Annotated in this window: 20 protein-coding genes; 10 read left to right on the top strand and 10 right to left on the bottom strand. The window is 40.4% G+C overall.

The window, feature by feature from the left end; translation table 11 throughout:
• The first annotated feature begins 55 nt into the window (after positions 1 to 55).
• Positions 56 to 1204, top strand: coding sequence for a hypothetical protein (locus tag L1272_RS04830; RefSeq protein ID WP_054551903.1), 1149 nt, complete (start codon positions 56 to 58; stop codon positions 1202 to 1204).
• Between the two features lie 57 nt (positions 1205 to 1261).
• On the opposite strand, the gene L1272_RS04825 is transcribed toward L1272_RS04830, so the two are convergent.
• Positions 1262 to 2848 carry an RICIN domain-containing protein gene (locus tag L1272_RS04825; RefSeq protein ID WP_235372860.1) on the bottom strand — a complete coding sequence of 529 codons (1587 nt, stop codon included), beginning with the start codon at positions 2846 to 2848 and terminating at the stop codon, positions 1262 to 1264.
• Between the two features lie 275 nt (positions 2849 to 3123).
• Here L1272_RS04825 and L1272_RS04820 point away from each other — a divergent pair, with 275 nt between their 5' ends.
• Positions 3124 to 3663 (top strand): heme NO-binding domain-containing protein, encoded by a 540-nt coding sequence (locus L1272_RS04820; protein WP_138599878.1) that lies wholly within the window; start codon positions 3124 to 3126, stop codon positions 3661 to 3663.
• 1 nt (position 3664) lies between these two features.
• Positions 3665 to 5392, top strand: coding sequence for a response regulator (locus tag L1272_RS04815; RefSeq protein ID WP_199529329.1), 1728 nt, complete (start codon positions 3665 to 3667; stop codon positions 5390 to 5392).
• 3 nt (positions 5393 to 5395) lie between these two features.
• On the opposite strand, the gene L1272_RS04810 is transcribed toward L1272_RS04815, so the two are convergent.
• Complete coding sequence (locus L1272_RS04810; RefSeq protein ID WP_235372859.1) at positions 5396 to 6532, bottom strand: helix-turn-helix domain-containing protein; 1137 nt, start codon at positions 6530 to 6532, stop codon at positions 5396 to 5398.
• 227 nt (positions 6533 to 6759) lie between these two features.
• On the opposite strand from L1272_RS04810, the gene L1272_RS04805 reads away from it, so the two are divergent.
• Positions 6760 to 7569: a DUF2306 domain-containing protein gene (locus tag L1272_RS04805; protein ID WP_199529333.1), complete on the top strand. Its 810-nt coding sequence runs from the start codon at positions 6760 to 6762 to the stop codon at positions 7567 to 7569.
• Between the two features lie 66 nt (positions 7570 to 7635).
• On the opposite strand, the gene L1272_RS04800 is transcribed toward L1272_RS04805, so the two are convergent.
• Positions 7636 to 8637, bottom strand: coding sequence for a family 43 glycosylhydrolase (locus L1272_RS04800; RefSeq protein ID WP_199529328.1), 1002 nt, complete (start codon positions 8635 to 8637; stop codon positions 7636 to 7638).
• 90 nt (positions 8638 to 8727) lie between these two features.
• Positions 8728 to 9726, bottom strand: a complete 999-nt coding sequence (locus tag L1272_RS04795) for a Kelch repeat-containing protein (protein WP_199529327.1) — start codon at positions 9724 to 9726, stop codon at positions 8728 to 8730.
• A gap of 172 nt (positions 9727 to 9898) precedes the next feature.
• Between L1272_RS04795 and zigA the strand changes: the two genes are divergently transcribed.
• Both zigA and L1272_RS04785 read left to right on the top strand, forming a co-directional pair.
• The gene (gene zigA, locus L1272_RS04790; protein WP_235372858.1) at positions 9899 to 11095 is read left to right on the top strand and encodes a zinc metallochaperone GTPase ZigA; all 1197 of its coding nucleotides are present in this window, start codon (positions 9899 to 9901) and stop codon (positions 11093 to 11095) included.
• Positions 11095 to 11763: a DUF1826 domain-containing protein gene (locus L1272_RS04785; RefSeq protein ID WP_194442773.1), complete on the top strand. Its 669-nt coding sequence runs from the start codon at positions 11095 to 11097 to the stop codon at positions 11761 to 11763. The genes zigA and L1272_RS04785 overlap by 1 nt, the downstream gene beginning before the upstream one ends.
• A gap of 69 nt (positions 11764 to 11832) precedes the next feature.
• Here the strand turns inward: L1272_RS04785 and L1272_RS04780 are convergent, their stop codons facing one another.
• Entirely contained in the window at positions 11833 to 12555 is a 723-nt protein-coding gene (locus L1272_RS04780) for a hypothetical protein (RefSeq protein ID WP_235372857.1), read from the bottom strand.
• Between the two features lie 193 nt (positions 12556 to 12748).
• Between L1272_RS04780 and L1272_RS04775 the strand changes: the two genes are divergently transcribed.
• Positions 12749 to 13222, top strand: coding sequence for a YqhA family protein (locus L1272_RS04775; RefSeq protein WP_054551913.1), 474 nt, complete (start codon positions 12749 to 12751; stop codon positions 13220 to 13222).
• A gap of 21 nt (positions 13223 to 13243) precedes the next feature.
• Here L1272_RS04775 and L1272_RS04770 read toward each other — a convergent pair whose 3' ends face one another.
• From L1272_RS04770 to L1272_RS04760, 3 genes are all read right to left on the bottom strand, one after another.
• On the bottom strand, positions 13244 to 14071 hold the full coding sequence (locus L1272_RS04770; protein WP_187489978.1) for a hypothetical protein: 828 nt from the start codon (positions 14069 to 14071) through the stop codon (positions 13244 to 13246).
• A gap of 118 nt (positions 14072 to 14189) precedes the next feature.
• Entirely contained in the window at positions 14190 to 15344 is a 1155-nt protein-coding gene (locus tag L1272_RS04765; protein WP_054551915.1) for an iron-containing alcohol dehydrogenase, read from the bottom strand.
• 43 nt (positions 15345 to 15387) lie between these two features.
• A complete protein-coding gene (locus L1272_RS04760; RefSeq protein WP_235372856.1) occupies positions 15388 to 16221 on the bottom strand; it encodes a type 1 glutamine amidotransferase domain-containing protein in 834 nt (277 codons plus the stop codon).
• A 106-nt stretch (positions 16222 to 16327) separates the two neighbouring features.
• On the opposite strand from L1272_RS04760, the gene L1272_RS04755 reads away from it, so the two are divergent.
• Positions 16328 to 17227, top strand: coding sequence for a LysR family transcriptional regulator (locus L1272_RS04755; RefSeq protein WP_235372855.1), 900 nt, complete (start codon positions 16328 to 16330; stop codon positions 17225 to 17227).
• Here the strand turns inward: L1272_RS04755 and L1272_RS04750 are convergent.
• Complete coding sequence (locus L1272_RS04750; protein ID WP_235372854.1) at positions 17208 to 17744, bottom strand: cysteine hydrolase family protein; 537 nt, start codon at positions 17742 to 17744, stop codon at positions 17208 to 17210. The genes L1272_RS04755 and L1272_RS04750 overlap by 20 nt on opposite strands.
• Positions 17745 to 17863: 119 nt before the next feature.
• Here L1272_RS04750 and L1272_RS04745 point away from each other — a divergent pair, with 119 nt between their 5' ends.
• Complete coding sequence (locus tag L1272_RS04745; protein ID WP_235372853.1) at positions 17864 to 18811, top strand: GlxA family transcriptional regulator; 948 nt, start codon at positions 17864 to 17866, stop codon at positions 18809 to 18811.
• Between the two features lie 43 nt (positions 18812 to 18854).
• Positions 18855 to 19163 carry a hypothetical protein gene (locus tag L1272_RS04740; RefSeq protein ID WP_054560743.1) on the top strand — a complete coding sequence of 103 codons (309 nt, stop codon included), beginning with the start codon at positions 18855 to 18857 and terminating at the stop codon, positions 19161 to 19163.
• Between the two features lie 318 nt (positions 19164 to 19481).
• On the opposite strand, the gene L1272_RS04735 is transcribed toward L1272_RS04740, so the two are convergent.
• On the bottom strand, positions 19482 to 20075 hold the full coding sequence (locus L1272_RS04735) for an acyl carrier protein phosphodiesterase (protein WP_235372852.1): 594 nt from the start codon (positions 20073 to 20075) through the stop codon (positions 19482 to 19484).
• Positions 20076 to 20529: the final 454 nt, after the last annotated feature.

Here is a 20529-nt window from a genome sequence, read left to right as displayed (position 1 = left end):
CCATAGGATAGTTAACTCAAGCCTACAAAACCTGCTGTAACTAAATAGGATAATCATGAAAAAAGTTTTACTTGCCACTAGCTTAATCGCCTCGTCATTTACTGCATTTGCAGCCAATTTAACCGTTGAAGAACTGCGTATTGAAAAAGCCAGCAAAGCCATGCCAAAGGTGTTGAGTGCTTTTTCTGATGAAGTAAATCAATTTGAAAAACAATGGCAAGCTGCCACCAGTTATCAGCAAGCAAGTGACCTTATTGATGATTACGCCAAACAATTATGGCGCGATGCCAAAGCGCGTATAATTAAAACCAACAGCTTCGACGACCGAGAGCTGTATTGGGCACGTTTACTTTCAAGCAAGATTATTCGCACCAGCAAACCTCAGTTTGCAATGACCGACAGTGAACAAACCGCGTTATTAACCATGCTTGAAAATGGCAGCCGAGGCCGTACCGACCTTGATTACAGTAAAAAAACCGATAAACGCATTTTAATTACAGGTTTTGATCCATTCTTATTAGATAGAAATATTAATCAAAGTAACCCATCAGGTGTTGCGGCATTATTACTTGATGGCCAAGTGATTAATTACAATGGCATTAGCGCAGAGATCAATACGGTGATGGTGCCAGTACGCTACGAAGACTTTGATCAAGGTATTATCGAATCATTACTTGCGCCCTATTACGCACTTAACAATGTCGATATGATTGCCACTATTAGTATGGGCAGCAAAGACTTTGACCTTGAACGCTTTCCAGGTAAACGCCGTAGTGTAACGGCGCCCGATAACGCCAATATTGTGTATGGCGGCACAGCCACTGCACCGAAAATTTCGAGCCTTAACGACCGCCCTCTTCCGGGCAATGAGTTTGTCACTTTTAGCTTACCAGTTAAGCAGATGCAAAAAGCCAAAGGGCCATTCCCAATCAACGACAATCATAAAGTCGTTACGCTTGAAAAAGCATTTGAGCCACAATCTCTTAAAGAATTAGAAGGTGCGATTGCTGTCAAAGGTGGTGGTGGCGGCTACTTATCAAATGAAATTTCGTATCGTAGTATTCGACTGCGTGATGAGCTTAATTCAGACATCCCTACAGGGCATATTCACACCCCACGTATTCAGCAATTTGAGCCCGAGACAGAAGCTAAAATTGTTAAGCAAATTAAAGCGATGCTGGAGCAAAGCTTAGTTGCAATTTAAAACGTTAAGCTCAGCTATTTAGTAATAGCTGAGCTTTTTCCAACTCACAATTGATTCTTATTGTGGGCCTGTTCCGCCATTCACTTTACTGCCCAAAGAATTTGGATCATCCAAGCGGTATGGATAGAGTTGAACATCACCAAATACCGCTGCTCCGCTATCACGATATTGATCAGTTGCAGAACTTCCAGTGTAAACATTTCCTGAGGCACTAAAATAACCCGAGCCTTGATTCCAGTGCGGTTTTGCTGAATTTTCAAAGTAATTGTTTTCTACTAAAACCTCAGCGCCATTACCTGCACTAATTGAGAAGTAAGTAATGTTCTTCCAGTAATTATTAAACATATGCACGCGTGAATTATAGCCATCGACTTTAGGGTTTCTCCCTGCTGCTGTATCCCAAAAATTGTGATGCGCTGTTATTTGAGAGTTTCTGAATAAATGAGTATACCAATGCTGGTTAGCGCAAACTTGCGTGTTATGCCCGTAAAAACGATTCCAACTTAAAGTAACGTTTTGACTATTGTCCACATCAATATATCCATCACTTATTTTATTAAATGCCATGTGATCAACCCATACATGACTACTATCATCTATTGAAATAGCATCACCAGCTTCAACAAGCGCAGGGTTAATATCCTCAAGCATAATGTTCTTAATAATAATATTTCGCTGATTACTGATAACGAGGCTGGCACCAATTATTTTCGAGTTTTTACCTAACCCTTGCAGCGTTTTATTTGATTGCACAATAATACGTCTATCATTGCGGGTAACATTCACGGTTGAGTTTGAGCTACTTCCCAACTCACTACAGCTTTGATTACCAACAGGTATTCTGTACCACGTTTTACCGTAATCACCCCATTGGCCACAATCAAGTGGACAAGCTGGCACCGTTCTATTGGCGGTTCTACAATCAATCACGGTGTTATCTGGAACCTGAATAACCGCAGCAGAACTAGAACTCAACGCCGTACTTAAATCATCACAGCTATATACTGTGATGGCAGTGTTATTACCACCACCGGTCGTTGTGCTCAATCCATCTTGACCTGCTTGAGATGCAAAGCCTATTAAGTCACTAGGAGTGGTTCCTGTAGTCCCACAGTCGCCATTTACTGGATTAATAAACCATCTTTGTGAACTGATCCCAGCATCATCATTTTGATAAACATTTGCAGTATTATTTGAGCCTGCAACTGTCAAAGATTTACCGGTTAACTTATTAACGATATTGAAGCCGCCCGATGAAGATGCTTTTAACAACCAACGTTGATTTGCTCCTTGCCAATCATCATAAGCAATTATATTTGCACCATTTGATTGCGATGAGTTCAACACATCAAGAACTTTATTATTAAATTTAGAGCGAATAATCCAATAGCCATCTGCTTCTTGAATAAGCTGAAACTTTTGGTTATTTCCACCCCAGTATTCGTAGCTAATAATATTCGGGGCTGAGCTAGAATCACTGGTATTTACATCAAGTGCAAGGCCAGACCCCCTATTAATTACAGAGTATACATTGCCAGATTCTGGCATAGCACTACATTCTCGTGCCTGTAAGGTATGTTGAGTAAAGCACAAAAGTACTATTAATGTTTTCACTAACAACTTAGTTGAGCTGTAAATCTTCAAGACTATCTTCCTTAATTATTTATAATATTAAATTACCTATAGAGATAGACTACCCACATGTACCCAAAAACACAATTAATGTTTATTTTTTGTAAAAAACAATAAAACCATCTGAAAACTACATGGCTACAACTCCCGACAAAGTCTGTGTTATTTAAAGCAAAAAACTTAATAGCTGATTTTATCGCTAGCCATACTAAAGTTTGATACATAAAAATTGTAAAACTCTTGTTTATATCTAAACTTTAAGTATGAAAAATCATTAGGCCAATTATATGAAAGGTATCGTCTTTACCGAGTTTTTAGAAATGGTCGAAAATGAGTTTTCTTATGAGGTCGCAGACAAAATCATTGAAGAAAACTCACTTACTTCAAACGGCGCTTACACCAGCGTTGGAAACTACGACAATAAAGAGCTGTTAATGTTGGTCAGCTCATTAAGCAATCACATAAATAAGCCCGTTGATGAACTAGTTCATGCTTATGGTAAGTATTTGTTAAAGCGTTTTTTTGTTTTATTTCCACACTTTTTTGATAGTGTCGAAAGTACTTTTGAATTCCTTGATACCATTGACCAACACGTACATATTGAAGTTAAAAAGCTCTACAACGACGCTGAATTACCAAGCTTTGAAACTAAACGAATTAGCCAGAACGAAATGCAAATGTTTTATCGCTCTGGTAACCCATTTGCATGTCTAGCTGAGGGCTTAATTGAGGGCGCATGCGAACATTTCAATGAAGTTATTACCGTTAAAAGCGAGATTGAGGATAACTATCAATCTGCCACTTTTACTCTAACAAAAGAAGCTTAATGTGGATGAAGAACTCTACAAACGTAGAATAGAACGAGAGCGCCAGGCTCGAAAAGAAGCCGAAGCGCTTTTAGAACAGAAGTCCTTAGAGTTATATGAAGCCAATATGACGCTAAAACATGCCGCCGAAAATCTAGAACAAGAAGTCATCATTCGCACCCAGGATTTAAATAAAGCCAAAGAGTTAGCCGATGCCGCCAACCAAGCTAAATCGATGTTTTTAGCGAATATGAGTCACGAAATCCGTACGCCAATGAATGCAATTCTAGGCATGGCCCACCTCGCCCTTGATACAGAATTAACCGACAAACAATATGATTACATTGAAAAAATCCAACTCTCGGCCAAATCACTGCTTGGTATTATCAATGACATTCTCGACTTTTCTAAAATAGAAGCCAATAAGCTCGAACTTGAAAATAGTGATTTTAATCTAAACAACTTTCTCGCTAACCTAGCTAATTTAGCCAGTAGCTTAATTGAGAAAAATAACATCGAAGTCATTTTTGAAATTGACGATGATATTCCTGAATTTTTAATCGGTGATGCACTTAGGCTCAATCAAGTTTTGTTAAATTTACTGAGCAATGCTATTAAGTTTTCAAACCAGCAAAATGTCACGCTAAAAATGACAAAAGAGTCACAAACCGATACCTCTATTTGTATTAAATTTCAGGTCATTGACCAAGGCATTGGTATGTCTCAAGAGCAAGTAAATAGTGTGTTTAAGCCTTTTTCACAAGCCGATGTTTCAACAACACGTAAGTTTGGCGGTACAGGTCTAGGTCTTGTTATCAGTAAAAAGATCATCGAGCTTATGGGTGGTCACATTGAGGTAAAAAGCCAATTAAACAAAGGGAGTTGCTTTAGTTTTGATGTGTCATTTGCGCTATCGGGTATGCAAAGCTGCCACGACACAAACATTTTCAAACATAAGCGAGCTCTTATTATTGAGCAAAGCGGCCAACCTGAAGCTATTCTCCAAAGCATGCTCAACACATTAAGCATCAATGTAAAAACTATTGATTGCATGGATGAAAAACTCTCTGAGGTCGATATTAGCCATAGTTACGACTTTATTTTTTTAGATTGGCACGTACTAAACTGTGAGCAAAATAACATTTTAGAAAACCTCAAAAAGCAGCTTTCTATCGATATTAAAAAAACCATTATTCTCGCATCTTTTGAAAACCAAGAAGTTAAAGACACGCTAAGTACGCTAGATAAAACCGTTGAAGAAATACTTTTAAAGCCGATTATAAAAGGAAACTTACTAAAAACCCTTGAGCATGTGATGGGGATCGCTACTAAAAAGGAAAACAAAGTAGATAACACCTGTTTTAAAACGCTCGCGGGCTCAAAAATACTTCTCGTTGAAGACAACCCGCTAAACCAACAAGTCGCATCGCAAATATTGCGTTCAAATGGCTTTATTGTTGATATCGCCGAAGACGGGGTTGCAGCGATTGAAGCAGTAGAAAAAGGCACATTCGATTGCATTTTAATGGACTGTCAAATGCCAAGAATGGATGGTTATACCGCCGCGAATAAAATTAAACAGCAATCAAAGTTTGCGCATATTCCAATCATCGCCATGACCGCCAACACCATGGAAGCCGACCTAACTAAAGCAAAAGAATCTGGCATGCAAGGCTACATCGCCAAGCCAATAGAAGTACAAACCATGTTTGAGGTCATTGCTGAGCATTTAACGCAAAAGCAGCTGTAATTTCTAGTCAGTAAGCTCTATGATTTTTTGTTCTACTAATGAGTTGTTTTGCTTACGAAACTCATTTGGGTTAACCCCAACGATGCTTTTAAACACACGGTTAAAGGTAGCAAGCGAAGAAAAACCACTTTCCATTGCTATACTGAGTATACTCCAATGACTTGCTTCGTCTTTTAGTAACAACCCTTGCGCATGCTGTATTCGGTACTGATTAATAAATAAATTAAAATTTGTAGCTTTAAAGTGGTAACGAATTGCCCGGCTGATCTTATACTCAGGTACTGCTAATGCTTGGGCAAAATCAGAAATTTTCAAATTAGTTTGCAAATAAACCTGCTTATTGATGAGTGCTTCTATGCCAGTAATAAGCTCAGCCTCTACCTCATTATTTTCAGGTTGTTCAGCCTGATTGGTAGCTTTCACTACCTTTTCAGAGTTCAGCACTTCACTATCAACAGCTTCAGGCACGCTGTTGTGGGCACGTTTTTGCAAGAACATTACTAGCTGCATGGCAAATACAATCAACAATGCAGATGAGGTAATTATAAGCGGCTCAAATTGTCGAAACTCGCTCTCACTGAATAAAAATTTAGGCAAAATGCTGGCATTAAATACAGCTAAGAAGTAGCAGCTAGCAAAAATCTTTGCCTGCAACTTTTGCGTTTCTGTTTGACCTTTATAACCCCGTAATGCTTCCCAAAAAGAGAGCACCAGAATACTAGACGCTAGCAACACCGTTATTTCGGCCATCCCCTGCTTTAAACGCCACATAAATTGGCTATCAGGGAAAAGCTTTACATCAATACTCACCAAATAATGCCACGTCTGGTTAAACATAATTAACCCCGCAATAACAGTTGCCACTGCAATATGCACCTTAGAAATAGGCTTTTGCTCTCGAAATAAAGTCCGTGAGATAAGCCAAGCCATATTACAAGTTGCGCAGGTAAATAAGCCAATTAAATAACTGTAAACACCAATACTGGGCGCACTAATTTTTTGCACCCCAACCATGCAAAGCGAGCCACAAAATACAGCAAACAGATAATGAATAAGTTGCTTTTCTTTTTTCATGCCATTTAGCAGCATGAGCCCCATACAAACGAAAACGAGTAAGTAATAAGGGGATGTATTTTGCATAACTCTTCATGCCTTAAATTGGGTGATTGATGAATTTTTTACCAATCAGATAAGTGTACTTTTTCAAAATCAACATAGCAAAAAGAGTTTGTTAGTGAATGTGTCAAACCCTGTGTGAGTTCTCATAAATAATCACAATATTTTATTGATCAAATTTCGAATTTGAGAAGAGTTTCTTCTCTAGCCCTTTATATTTGCGGTATTAGAAAAATATAATGGATTTGATGATGTTTAACAAAAATAGCAAACTTACGCCTTTAAAGGCGCTCGAATACAGTAAAAAGCTTTGGTTTATTAGCCTGATAATGGCGCAAACTTGCTTTGTGATTTACCTCATTCTTGGTTATGGAGTGACAGGGTTAACTACAGGTCTTTCTGGTTGGAACCAGCTTAATAACACCGCTTATGTTGCCAATGATGCAACGGGGAATTTGATGTATGCAGTGCATGTATTATTTGCTGTCGTGATGATCCTTGGCGGAAGCTTACAGCTGATTGAAAAACTGAGAACAAAATACCGAACATTTCATCGCTATAATGGCCGTGTATTTGTTGTTTTAGCTTGCTGTATTTCATTTGCTGGCATGTATTTAATGATAGTAAGAGGAACGGTTGGTAATACCTTGATGCATGCGCTGACAATGTTTGGCGGTTTAGTGGTTATCGTATCAAGTATATTTGCAGTGAAAACAGCATGGGCTCGTAACTTCAATGCTCATCAAAGGTGGGCTATACGGTTATATCTTGCTGCTAATGGTGTGTTGTTTTTTAGATTACTCATATTTGCATGGTTTTTAGTATTTGGCACCTTAGGCGTCGATACCGCTACATTTACAGGGCCTGCCGTGCTTGCTGTTAGCCTTTGCTCTTACTTAGTCCCCCTTTTAATAGCAGAGCTTGTCCGCTATGCAGCTCGAACGAATATTACCTTTATCACTATCGGCACCGCCTGTTTGATGACGCTAATATCAATCGTGTTCTTAATCGGCTTATTTGGGGTGACTATGGCAAACTGGTACCCAGCTATTGTTAGCTAACTAAACCTCATACAATAAAGCCACCTGAGTAGGTGGCTTTGTAAGCGAGTTTTGAATCACTGTAAATTAATACAATTCAAATAGCGGACGACCATTTTCGTCGTATTTTACTTCCATCACACGAGCGTGGCGGTTTGGATCGTAAAGTGGATCTTTTACTATTTCCTCAAGTGGACGAGTGTCTGTTTTTGGCACCACACTTGGTTCACCAACTGCGTGCTCATAGTCTCGGGCATGGTAAATACACAGTGGTGTTTCACCATCTTCAGCTACTGTAAAACAATTATGACCTGGACCATAAATTTTCTTATCAACACTTGTTTCAAGTACTGGCATACGTGTTTTAGTCCACGAATTACGATCAAGTAAATCGCTGTTTTCATCCGCTTCCATATAGCCCATACAGTAACATGCACCTGTTGCGCTTGCAGAGAAAGCAATGAAGATTTTACCGTTATTTTTAAGTACTGCCGGGCCTTCGTTTACCCAAAAGTCGACACGTTCCCAATCGTAATCAGGTGTCGTCAGCATAAACTGCGCTGTTTTTAACTTAATTGGAGATTCCATCTCAGCTAAATACAGGTTGGATGCCGCAAATTGACCGCCGGTTTTCTCTGCCCAGCAAAAGTAACGCTTACCGTTATTTTCAAAAATGGTGGCATCTAAAGAAAAATCAGTGAACGACTTTTCATCGCCCTCAGCCGCTTGCATCATGCCAAGTTCAACCCACTCATCATTTAACGGATCTTGACCTTTACACTCAAGCACATACGGGCGTAATGCCCAAATATCACTTTCTTCACTCGCTGCAAAATAGATATACCATTTGCCATCGAGGTAATGAATTTCAGGTGCCCAGATATGACGACTCATCGGGCCGCTGTCATGTTTGAACCAAATATCAAAGGTTTCAGCGTCTTTTAGGCCCTCTAATGTCGCAGCCCTACGAAGTTCAATGCGATCATAAGTTGGTACAGAACCGGTAAAATAATAAAAACCATCACTGTGCTTATGCACAAATGGATCGGCACGCTGCTCTACTAACGGACTATTTGTTTGTAATGTCATCTTGAAACCTGATCGTTAAATTTTAATTTGTATTATTTTATTACTTTTTGGTAAGAATACAAATATAACATTATTTTTAACAGACAGTAATCATAAACCTTTCATACCTTCAAGCAGCACATTTGCATTATTCACTTCACGGCTCGTTTCAGAAAGTCCTACCTTTGTGGCGCCACCCACTAGCCAAATTTGGCCGTTTAACGTAACAGCTCCTAAACCGTGGCGTGGCGTTTGCCACTCGAAAGATTTGCGCCATTGCTGCTTAGACAAATCATAGCTAAAAACCTCACGATCAACTCCTTTGCTATGTTCACCGCCAAACACAGTGATAGCATTATCAATAACCGCTGCCGCATGCCCTGCTCGTGCTTTAGGGAGTGCTGCATGTGCTTGCCATGTGTTTGTATCGGGTAAGTATTCGAGCATGTCTGAGATAGGCTCACCGCCAACGGTTCTGCCACCTAGCACAAACCAACGACCGTTTACTTGAGCACTCGCCGCACTGTTTCTAGCTGAAGGTAAAGGAGCCGCTTCTGTAAATGTGAAGCTATTAGGATCAAACACTAAATGCGCACTCACATCTGAACTATGCTGCCATTGGCCATTTTTCTCACTGCTTGGGCTACGTCCACCTGCTAAGTGCACTTTACCATTAAGCACTGCTCCCACAGTCTCACTTAACGCAAAAGGCAAACTCGCCACCTTTTGCCATGCTTTAGCGCCTTTATCTAGCATTAGCACATCACGGCTATTGGTCCATTGGCCTTGGCTATTAACAAAACCTCCAAAAGCAAATAGTCTGTTTTCTACTGCGATTAAATACGTGTGATGACGCCCTTCAGGCAAACTCGGGGCCGATTGCCAACTTGCATACTCAGGCGACCAAAAATGGACTTTTGCGGTCATCTTACCCGCTGACGCTGGCAGTTCGGTAGAGATACCCCCTGCAACCCAAATCTGTTGATTCATGACTGTAGGGTAGATTTCTTGTATAGCCTCAGGGAGCTTTGGTGCTAACGGCTCTTTTGCCGATAACGTATAAGGTAAACAAGTAATAGAAAATGCTAACAACAGTTTGGCTAAGCGCATATAAGTCCTTAATAAGCAGTTGATTAGCTAAAGACTAAGCCAGCTGTACCTATTCGTACACTGCCAAATAGTCTTACTCGAACAACGATTACTATTCCTAAATGACATCTGATTGATATATTATAACAAAACATTTAGCGTATTTTGTTTAATCTTATTAAGGGTCACTACCATGAGCAAACTCCCCGTCACCGTGCTCTCTGGCTTTTTAGGTGCAGGTAAAACCACTGTGCTCAGCCATATTTTAAATAACCGTGAAGACAAAAAAGTGGCTGTAATCGTCAATGATATGAGCGAAATAAACATCGATGCAGCAACAGTTAAAAACGATGTTTCGCTTAGCCGCGGCGAAGAAAAACTAGTAGAAATGAGCAATGGCTGTATCTGCTGTACATTGCGTGAAGACTTACTCATTGAAGTACGCGCTCTAGCGCAAACAGGCCAATTTGATTATTTGGTTATTGAGTCAACCGGTATTTCAGAACCCCTTCCTGTTGCCGAAACATTTACCTTTGCCGATGAAGATGGCGTGTCACTGTCTGATGTTGCAAGGCTTGATACCATGGTCACGGTCGTTGATGCCGTTAATTTTTTAAACGACTTTAACGAAGCCAAATTCTTACAAGAAACCAACGAACACTTAGGTGATGAAGATGAGCGAAGCGTAGCCGACTTACTTATTGATCAAGTTGAGTTTGCTGATGTCATTTTAATTAGTAAAACAGACCTAATTAGTGCCGATGAACTTGAGAGTTTAAAAGCCATTTTAAACTCATTAAATACCTCTGCAGAACTGATTGCCATTGAAAATGGCCAAGTTGATATCAATACAATTTTGGGCACGGGCCTGTTTAACTTTGAAAAAGCTCAGCAAGCACCTGGCTGGCTAAAAGAACTGCGCGGCGAACATACCCCAGAAACCGAAGAATACGATATTAGCAGCTTTACTTACGGGGCCCGCCGACCTTTTCACCCTGAAAAATTTTATAACTTTATTCATAACAATCAGCGCGAAGGCAAATTACTTCGTTCCAAAGGCTACTTTTGGTTAGCCTCTCGACCACAATTTGCTTGCCAATGGAATCAAGCTGGCGGCATAGCCCGCTATGGTTTTGGCGGGGTATTTTGGAAAGCCTTACCGAAAGATCAGTGGCCAACAGATAGCGACTACTTAGATTCAATTAACCAAGTATGGCAAGAGCCCTTTGGTGATATGCGCCAAGAGCTGGTTTTTATTGGTCAAAACCTCAATCAAGCAGCGATCATTCAAGCTCTCGATAACTGCTTACTTAGCGACGATGAACTATTAGCAGGCAAAGCGCTTTGGCAAACCCTGCCCGATCCATTTCCTGTCTGGGAGGAAGCATAATGACAGCCTACGCATTAGAACATGACACTGATAACCTACCAACAGCGGCCGCAACAGCGTTAAGCCCTGTGGTGTTTTCACAAATTTATAAACCTGAGCATAACATTGCAATTTGGCAGCGCAACTTAGCTGAACAGCTGCAATCAGAAGTAGCTGAGAGTATTACAGCCAACCCAGAACTCAGCATTAACGCTGTGATCAATCAAAACAGCATTGTGGCTGACATTGATAAAGCCCTTGAAAAACTACCTCAAGCAAAAGAGCTTAAAGCCGACCTCGCTCAGCTTGTTGATATGTTTTGTTATTTATTTGAGTTAAAGCGAACCGGATTACGCCTAAGAGTTCTTGAACGTGCCATGTGCCCACGTTTTCATGTTGATAAAGTCCCTTGCCGGTTAGTCAGCACATATTATGGTAGTGGTTCGCAGTGGTTGCAAAATGCAGGACTTGATCGCACCAAACTTGGCGCTGGTCATCAAGGATTAAGCGATGAAGAATCAGGATTAATGACAGCAAATGCTAAAATTCACTCTCTAAATGTGGGTGATGTGGCCTTATTAAAAGGCGAAACTTGGCAAGATAACGAAGGCAAAGGCCTTGTGCACCGCTCACCAGCACTCGCTGCTGGCGAAAAACGACTACTTGTAACCCTTGACTTTATTGCTTAATTCGAGCGTACCTGTTGCGTCTATTGATTTTAATAGGCGCTATTTCATTCAAGAATACACAACAACTGCTCATGGCTTTAAATTAACGAAAAGCATACTAAGCGCACTTGCAATTGCTGATAGAGCAAACATCCTTAGTAACAAAATTAAGACATTCCCTGCACCACCAGCAAAAGTGCCTTTAAAGCTTAATGGATAGCCATGAAAAACCATTAAATATAATACGTTAAAAAGCCCTACCCGCATCCCGTCAATTTCATGGGTATCACCATTTTTTAAGTGAATTTCACACACATGCAAAGTAGGTAATCTAATTCGGGGTTCGCCAAACTTTCGTTTTCGTTTTAGATCCATCGTATAGTGAAATAACACCTCTGCGATTTCATTTTTAGCAATTGTGATGGGACGATTTTGGTGCTTTTTAAACGTCAACTTATCAACTTTAAGCTCATCCTTGCTTATGCTCATTGCCCATTTAGAACCAAAGCCATACTTCTTGTAAGTCATGATGCGTTTGGTAATAAACACCAATAAAAAGCTTGTAAGGCAAATTAAAAAAGCCAACCATGGTTTAACAGCATCTACTAAATAAAAACTAGATAGTGAAATTGCGCATACCATAAGCGCAAAAATCACTTCGGCCCATCCTGATAACGTCGCTAAGCCTGGCAAAGACTCTAGTTCTGTTAATGAATCTTCGGTTAGTGATGACTTTCCTTTAAAGGCTGCATATCGAAACCATTTTTTATCATTTAAATCCAGTTCCAGTGAGTGCTTAGCCATAGAACCCATAAACATCCCTTTTAAAATAAAGCTTAATGAGAACAACCTTCATTGTTCCTTAAACTTATACACAACCCGACCTTACGAGTAAATACGCAAAGAACTAATAAGTTAGGTTTAACTTGGCATATAATATGTTAAGTAATTAATCAAAAACGAGCTAAACTACGTATATTAAAGAAATTAATTTGTGTGAGTTAATATGGAGCGCATTTTTCAAAATAGCCGGTTTTTAGTTATTATCGCGATTCTCACCACGGCCATTTCATCGTTACTCGTTTACATTGCCTGTGTGAATATCGTTTTCAATGTTGTTAAAGTCACCATCACCGCGCTACCTGACTCAGCAAAAGGAGGGAAAGAGTTAATTGTCGAGCTTTTAAAAATTCTCGACTTATTACTGATTGGTATTACTCTTCAAGTCATTACCATCAGTCTGTACCGGCTATTTATATCGCCCTCAACAACAAAAAGCAGCCAGTTTTTGGCCGCCTTTCATATCGAAGATTTTCATGACTTAAAAATTACTTTAGTGCAGGTAACATCTGTGATTTTGGTGATTCTGTTTTTAGAACACGCCGTTGAGTTTGGCGGCACAATAGAAACCCTCTACCTTGGTATTTCTATTGCGATTGTGGTTGCCGCCTCGACCTTTGCATGGCGCTCAATGAAATAGTGAACACTCACATACGTTAGTTTATTTTTCAGGGTAACGTAGCTTATATTGCTCTTTCATCGCGGCATTAAACCGCTCAAGTAAACTGCCCTTTTGGGGTTCTTTAGCCAGTTCGAGCAAATCAATTTTTAAGTGGTTATGCTCATTAAATTGGCTAGCAAATGTGCCCATCATTGCTGATTCAAACTTACCATCAGTGAGCAGTTCAAGTACCTGATTACCAAATTGAAACGCCTCGTACTCATTAAGTAGTGTTAAAAAATCACTAAATGATGCGCCCGATAAGTTACTCTGCGTTTTAAATGCGCTTAAGTAACCTTTTGCTAATAAGTTTTGCTCTTTAAAGGCTAGCTGAAATTGGTATGCATGGCGGGTTTCGTGTAATAAAAACGCTAATGGCGCATAAACTTCCATCTCTTTGAGCTTATCTGGGTTTAAATAAACTAATCCTGCACCTGGGTAACGTACATCAAACACAAAATTAACTGCTCTTTGCGGATACAAGGTGTTATTTATCACCAAGGTTGGTGCTGTAATAGCAAAGCTTTTAATTTCAATTGCAAACACCTCTGGTAGTAAAGCCATTCGCTGCTCAAACGATAGCGCTTCCCAGTTCATTAACTTTTTATAAAGCGCTTTATTTTGCTTTAAGGCGTTGACCAGTTTTTCTGCATCAAGTTGTCTTTGCTTATGTGCTTGCTCTAACCAAGGAATATTAGATTCACTGAGCGCGTATGCTGTTGGCGTTTGTTTTTGCAATGCTTCATTAGCATAAAACTTTGCAGGTTCTGCATAGACAAAGCAAGATAAAGCTAAACAAGCGCTTGAAAATAAATGGGTAAGTTTCATGGTGTGATTTTTATCGATAATTTATTGCCTAGATTTTACTAGCTTATGCAATAGAATTAAACGTCTTCAATTTTTTAAAAAGGCGTAACAGCTTATGTTACGCCTTTAAATTTAACCCCTAAAGTGCCAGCGCTAATATTTGCTTAACTTTCGCTAAATCAATATCACCGTGTTCACCTAGCGTAGTTAACTCATTCTTTTCTAAGTTATTAACAACCGCGTCGATTGCTTGTTCATCAAGGTCATAATCAGCAAGGCGTGTTTTCACAGCCATTGCTTCGAAGAAGTCTTGCACTGCTTTAATCGTTTTATCGATTTGTTCAGCTTCATCGCTATAATTAAAACCAAACACTCGCTCACCAAGTTGCTGTATTTTAATAGACTTCTGCTCTTTTTGAACATGCATTAGTGCAGGTAAAACAATCGCTAGTGTTTGTGCGTGATCAAGATTATAAAGTGCTGTTAATTCATGACCAATCATATGTGTAGACCAATCTTGCGGTACACCCTGACCAATCAAACCATTAAGTGCCATTGTAGCCGACCACATAACATTGGCTCTAACATCATAGTTTTGTGGCTCGCTCAGCGCTTTAGGTCCTTCGCTGATCAAAGTTTGTAAAATACCTTCTGCAAAGCGGTCTTGTAATGGTGCATTTACTGGGTAAGTTAAGTACTGCTCAATAACGTGTACAAACGCATCTACAACACCATTACTTACTTGGCGCTCAGGTAACGAAAAAGTATATTCAGGATCAAGTACTGCAAAAACTGGTTGCACACTCGGTGATGAAAAAGCACGTTTTTGCGACGTCTCTTTTTTAGTAACCACTGAGTTGCCGTTACTCTCAGAGCCAGTTGCAGGTAAAGTTAATACTGCACCAATAGGAAGCGGGTTACTAAACTCAGCACCTTTAACAAGGATATCCCACGGCTCACCTGCAAAGTTATAAGCTGCTGCAACAAACTTAGCGCCATCAATAACACTGCCACCGCCAACAGCTAAAATAAAGTTAACATTATGCTCTTTAGCACTTGCCACAGCTTGCATCAGTGTTTCGTATGTTGGGTTAGGTTCAACACCACCAAACTCTATAACGTCAACATCGGCTAACGCACTCATTGCTTGGTCGTAAACGCCGTTTTTCTTTATTGAGCCACCACCAAAAAGTAATAGTACTTTAGCGTTTTCTGGTAAACGTGACGTGATCTCACTCATTTGACCTTTACCAAACAAAATTTCGGTTTGATTTTTATAAATAAAGTTCAACATTTAAATGCCCCTTAAATTAGGTTTAAATTGCTAATTAGCTAATTTACTTAGCTAACATTTCTAAAAGCTTTTCTGCTAATAATTTATCTGAAAACGGGTTTTGCCCCGTAATGAGTTCGCGGTCAACAACCACGTTTGGCTGCCACTCACTAGCGAATGCCATATTTCCACCGGCGTTTTCCATTGCCATAGCTGGATAAAACTTAAGCTTTTTACCTTCTAAACTGCTTTCAAAAACACGCTCTTCAGGGTCTGAAAAAATAGTCATTTTATAGCCGTCATAAATCCAGTTATTGGCTGATGCTTTTTCGCCCTCTTTTATCGCTTGATAATAAGAATTTGGCTGAACTTGAGCCGACAACAAGGTAATTGGGCCATGGCAAATTGCCGCTGTTGGTTTACCTTGCTTATTAAAGTGACGCAAAATTTCACCCACTTCTGGGTTGTTTGCTAAATCAATTAAAGGTGCATGGCCTCCAGGGATAAACACAGCCTCATATTGGCTTAAGTCACCCGCTAAAATTTCGCTCAAACTCGCGGTATCATTGATATCAGGAAGTGATGCTACAAAACGCTGAATGCTCTGCATTTTAGCTTCATCACCATCAAAGTAATCGGTGCTCACTGATTTTTTATCTACTTGAGGCGCATTACCTTTAGGTGTTGCAAGTACAAGCTCATAACCCGCATCAACTAATGCTTTTGCTGGCACACCAAACTCATTTAGGTAGTAGCCTGTTTCGATGCTCTGGCCGTCAGCTAAGTCCATGGTTGTTTCACTTGATAAAATAACCAATACTTCGCCTTCACCCGCCACTGCAAACATCGACATAGTTGATGCAGCAACAAGCGTTAGTCGCTGTAATATCTTTTTCATAACTCATCCTCTTAGAAAGTGAAGCTATCATAGTGGGTTTGCGGGGCGAGTAGAATTCGGATAAATTAAGAGGAGCAATCAGAATATTTATGGCTCGTACAGTTACATGTCTTATCTCACGCAATTAAAAACCTTTGTTGAAGTTTATCGTTGTAAAAATATTACGAAGGCTGCGGCTAATTTAGGCTTATCTCAGCCTTCACTGACCTCACACATTCAAGCAATGGAAACTGTAGTCGGTAAATCTTTATTTGAGCGCAAAGCCCGCGGTGTTACCCCCACTGCCGCTGCACATGATTTAGCGCTGCAGGTTTCTGGTCATATCGATATATTAGAGCAAAAGATCATGTCGATACGGGCACGTTCTGATGCCGCGCATGGCACTGTTAATATTGCAGGACCTGCCGAATATATTAGTAGTGTATCGGGGCCACAAATTGCCAACTTACTGCAATCTGGCAATGTAAATCTTGTTCTGCATATTGGTAATAAAGTGAGAATTTTTGATGCCTTGCAATCAGGTACTGCAGATATTGCTATTGCCGCATCAGCGCCTGATCCAGCACTATTCGATAGCCTAGTGCTCGACAAAGAAAAGCTCATTTTGGTGATGAACCGTTTACATGGCCGAGAAATCAAAGACAGCGCCCTTACCGCAGATTTACTCTCAAGCTACAATGTCGTTGCTTATGATGAAGAGCTGCCTTTGATAAGACAATACTTTGAAGCTGTATTCAACGCAAAATGCCACTCAAACGTCATTGCTATTTGCCCAGATATACGTGCTATTAGCAATATTATTCGTTCAGGTATTGGTTATTCTGTATTACCCGATTACCTTTGTCGCGATCAGATAAAAGCCGGGGAGCTTGTGCAACTAGGGCCCGAAGGCCCAGAAAACATTATTTACTTAGTTTGGAACAAAGGGGCATTAAAACACCCCCGTATTGCATTTGCCAAAGATGTTATTTCGGCCTTTGCAAATATTAATTACTTTGCAAACTAAGCAAGGCTTGCTTTGCGTCCAGCAGTTTTACTCGTGGGGCAAGCGCATTTAGTGCGATTAAATGTAGCATTTCAGATACTGTGGTACACACATCTGTCAAAACTTCTACATCGTACTCTTTAGCTTGCTCTGAGATAGCTGTATGAGTCACACAGTTTTGCGTCATCATGCCTGCGATCAAAAGTTTTTTAATACCATGCTGCTTTAAGACATCTTCTAAATTAGTTTGGTGAAAGCTGTCTGCATAGTGTTTTACAACCACAGGGGCTTCTGGTGCTGCATTTAAAATATCAGTATGAATATCAACACCTTCTGTACCTTCATTAAAAAATGGCGCTAAACCCTGAGAAGGATCAGCAACATGCTGAATATGAATAGGTAAAACCCCGCGCTCTGTGGCTTGTTTTATTACATCGACGAGCTGATCTTTTACTTGTTTAGCCTGCCATAAAGGAAACGCGCCATCTTCAAAGTAATCATTCTGTAAGTCAATAATTAGTAATGCTGTGTTTGTCATTGTATAAACCCTTTTTCATTGTATTGACGCCTAGTTTGCTGAATTTTTAACGTATCAAACAGTGACCCAAACACCATTTATCGATAATATTGGGCCAAAGTGTTTGATAAGGCTTTACCATGAATGTTGCAGTATTCGCATTTCCAAATATCAGTCCATTTCACCTTGCAGTACCATGTATGGTGTTTGGTGAGGGCGCTCGCTCATCTGGTATCAAAGAATTTAACTTAGCAGTGTGCAGCGAAAGTAAAGCTGTAATGCCCTCAAGCGCGGGGTTTGATATTCAAGCGCATCACTCAATAACAAAGTTTGATCAGGCAGATATTATAATTATTCCGTCTTGGCCATCACCTGAAACAGCCCCCTCTAAAAAATTAGCAACCAGTTTGCTAAACGCGCATAGCCGTGGCGCTATAATTGTAGGGCTTTGTTTAGGCGCTTATGCGTTAGCGCACATTGGGCTTTTAGATAATATTGAAGCAACCACCCACTGGGCATACAGCGATGACTTCAAAGCGCGCTTTGCAAAAGTGAAGCTTAACAATCAAGTGCTTTACCTTGAACATAATCGGCTATATACATCGGCAGGAACAGCGGCAGCCATTGATTGTTGCTTATATTTAGTTCGCAAATTTTTAGGAAGCAAGCAAACTAATGCTATTGCCAGAATGATGGTAACTGCGCCGTATCGCACTGGCGGGCAAACACAATTTATTGCCCTACCCGTCCCGCAAAATGTTGCTGATGAGCGTTTAGCAAGCTTGCTTGAACAGATGCAAAAAAACTTAGCTAGCCACCATACGATTGATACACTCGCAGAGCAAATGCACATGAGCCGACGCACCTTTACCCGCCACTTTCAATCGCTTACTGGGCAGAGCGTTGGGCAATGGCTATTAAATCAACGTTTAAACCACGCGCAGCGACTTCTTGAGTCAACTGATTTACCTCTAGAACATTTAGCCGAGCAATGCGGCTTTGGCTCATCTGTTACTTTACGTCACCATTTTCGCTCTCAGTTTGGTTTATCACCGCGAGATTGGCGTAATGCATTCCGCCAAGCATGAAGCTTAGGTATAATTAGTTTTTCGACTCGATTTTGGTTTTTAAATGAAAAAGCTTTCTAAAGTACAATTAAAACAGCAAGCCCTTGTATTAAATGTTGCCGACGCCCTTGAAGAGCAAGGTCGCGCAGAACTTGAAGGCATGTTGCAATGCTGGTTTGATGTGGAATACCACTTATTCCCAGGCTCATTGCTATTATGTTTTCAATTTGAAAACCAGCAAACACTCGATGCAGCGACCCCAGAGCTATTAAAATGGCAAAAACGCCTAAGTGGCGCAATGCTGAAAAAAGGCGTGATTTTAAAAGACATGCGCAGGCATTTAGTGTTTACCCTAAAAGGCCCAGACGATTAAATGGGATGAGTTGCGGGTTAGCAAATTAGCAAGTTAGCAAATTAGCAAGTTAGCAAGTTAGCAAGTTAGCAAGTTAGCAAGTTAGCAAAATTGTAGCAGCGATTTTATATCGCGTAGGAATGATCACAGGTGCTAGGTGGTAGGTGCTAGCAGCATAGTGTTGGTTTTGGATTCGTAAGGGGGTTCCATGCCCAATCGACTTTTTTGTTCGGCGTTAAAACGCCTCCTATAACTCGCATCTCGTTCCTCGAAACTCGTATCTTTCCCTTTAACTCGATAACTTGTTGGGTTTCACTCCGTTCTACCCAACCTACCAGCTTAAAGCTTTTGCTTTTCCACACCCATTTGCTTCACATGCTCAACCAGCTCAGGGAAAAACGTTAAAAATACCGCGTCTAATTGTTGGTAGTGGCGGGCTATATCGTCAGCGGCTCCTGCAAAGTTATTAGCAAAGCGAATACGCTTGGCGATGTTATCAAGGGCAAGGCCGACCCCATCGAGTGTTTCATATTCTTTAAACCAATCATTGTTGGTCATACTAGTCACAACTTGCTGCATACGCGAAGGCATCATGGCTTGCCTAGCATTTAAAAGCCTATAACTGTGCTGTTTGAATTCAGCTAATGGTTGGTCATTAAACCGCTGCCAATGCTGAATTAGAAAGTGATCGAACGCTACATCAATGGCGACACTTGCAAAGCGTTTACGTGCTGGCGAAAAGTACTGCTTAGCCTCTTTTACAAGGGGATGTGAGTCAGTAAACCTATCAACCAGATAATGATTTTCAAGGCCATTTTTAACCGTATTGGGTAACTGCGCAGAATACCGACGCCCACCAAAGTCCCCCAGCAAATTACCAAAATGTGAATCAGCCGTCGGTTGTGCTAAATAAAGGTGAGCCAAGTAGTTCAACGCATTCTCTAAAAAAAGTCATTTTATGCATTGTAAAAGAATACAGGTGAAAGGATCTAGGGGCACGAGTTGCGGATTAGCAAGAGTGTAGCGGCGATTTTATATCGCGTAATCCACTGAATACTCACAAAGAGGAAAAGAGACGCTGCGCTTAAGAGGAATTATTAAAAAATTGATGGTTTTGTTGGGTTACTCATTCACTTTTCATTGTCTTCTCTTTGTGCAAATAATATTGAACCACAGAGTAAACCGAGGCGCTTCGCGCTTCACAGATAAAACTGTAAATTACGCGGGGTAAACCCGCTGCTACCTGTTCAGCGTTAAAACGCCTTATATGGACTCCTCCTATTGCACAATACCCTTCGTTAATTTTGTCAGACTGCGTGCTTATATGCGGGCTCATAATGAGGAGCTACCTCGGCCCTTTGATGTATTCGCGCCCTTGTGCCTCTTC

Origin of the sequence: Pseudoalteromonas sp. PAST1 (assembly GCF_021532515.1) — a bacterium.
Classification (GTDB): Bacteria; Pseudomonadota; Gammaproteobacteria; order Enterobacterales; family Alteromonadaceae; genus Pseudoalteromonas; species Pseudoalteromonas simplex.
This window is presented reverse-complemented; position numbering and strand designations above follow the sequence as displayed.

What these genes read in the sequence shown, in the direction of transcription:
- L1272_RS04770 (WP_187489978.1), bottom strand. Translation starts at nt 14,071, where the DNA reads ATGAAACTTACCCATTTATTTTCAAGCGCTTGTTTAGCTTTATCTTGC.
- L1272_RS04755 (WP_235372855.1), top strand. Translation starts at nt 16,328, where the DNA reads ATGTCTTATCTCACGCAATTAAAAACCTTTGTTGAAGTTTATCGTTGT.
- L1272_RS04805 (WP_199529333.1), top strand. Translation starts at nt 6,760, where the DNA reads ATGTTTAACAAAAATAGCAAACTTACGCCTTTAAAGGCGCTCGAATAC.
- L1272_RS04780 (WP_235372857.1), bottom strand. Translation starts at nt 12,555, where the DNA reads ATGGGTTCTATGGCTAAGCACTCACTGGAACTGGATTTAAATGATAAA.
- L1272_RS04785 (WP_194442773.1), top strand. Translation starts at nt 11,095, where the DNA reads ATGACAGCCTACGCATTAGAACATGACACTGATAACCTACCAACAGCG.
- zigA (WP_235372858.1), top strand. Translation starts at nt 9,899, where the DNA reads ATGAGCAAACTCCCCGTCACCGTGCTCTCTGGCTTTTTAGGTGCAGGT.
- L1272_RS04830 (WP_054551903.1), top strand. Translation starts at nt 56, where the DNA reads ATGAAAAAAGTTTTACTTGCCACTAGCTTAATCGCCTCGTCATTTACT.
- L1272_RS04750 (WP_235372854.1), bottom strand. Translation starts at nt 17,744, where the DNA reads ATGACAAACACAGCATTACTAATTATTGACTTACAGAATGATTACTTT.
- L1272_RS04795 (WP_199529327.1), bottom strand. Translation starts at nt 9,726, where the DNA reads ATGCGCTTAGCCAAACTGTTGTTAGCATTTTCTATTACTTGTTTACCT.
- L1272_RS04745 (WP_235372853.1), top strand. Translation starts at nt 17,864, where the DNA reads ATGAATGTTGCAGTATTCGCATTTCCAAATATCAGTCCATTTCACCTT.
- L1272_RS04800 (WP_199529328.1), bottom strand. Translation starts at nt 8,637, where the DNA reads ATGACATTACAAACAAATAGTCCGTTAGTAGAGCAGCGTGCCGATCCA.
- L1272_RS04775 (WP_054551913.1), top strand. Translation starts at nt 12,749, where the DNA reads ATGGAGCGCATTTTTCAAAATAGCCGGTTTTTAGTTATTATCGCGATT.
- L1272_RS04740 (WP_054560743.1), top strand. Translation starts at nt 18,855, where the DNA reads ATGAAAAAGCTTTCTAAAGTACAATTAAAACAGCAAGCCCTTGTATTA.
- L1272_RS04820 (WP_138599878.1), top strand. Translation starts at nt 3,124, where the DNA reads ATGAAAGGTATCGTCTTTACCGAGTTTTTAGAAATGGTCGAAAATGAG.
- L1272_RS04760 (WP_235372856.1), bottom strand. Translation starts at nt 16,221, where the DNA reads ATGAAAAAGATATTACAGCGACTAACGCTTGTTGCTGCATCAACTATG.
- L1272_RS04765 (WP_054551915.1), bottom strand. Translation starts at nt 15,344, where the DNA reads ATGTTGAACTTTATTTATAAAAATCAAACCGAAATTTTGTTTGGTAAA.
- L1272_RS04810 (WP_235372859.1), bottom strand. Translation starts at nt 6,532, where the DNA reads ATGCAAAATACATCCCCTTATTACTTACTCGTTTTCGTTTGTATGGGG.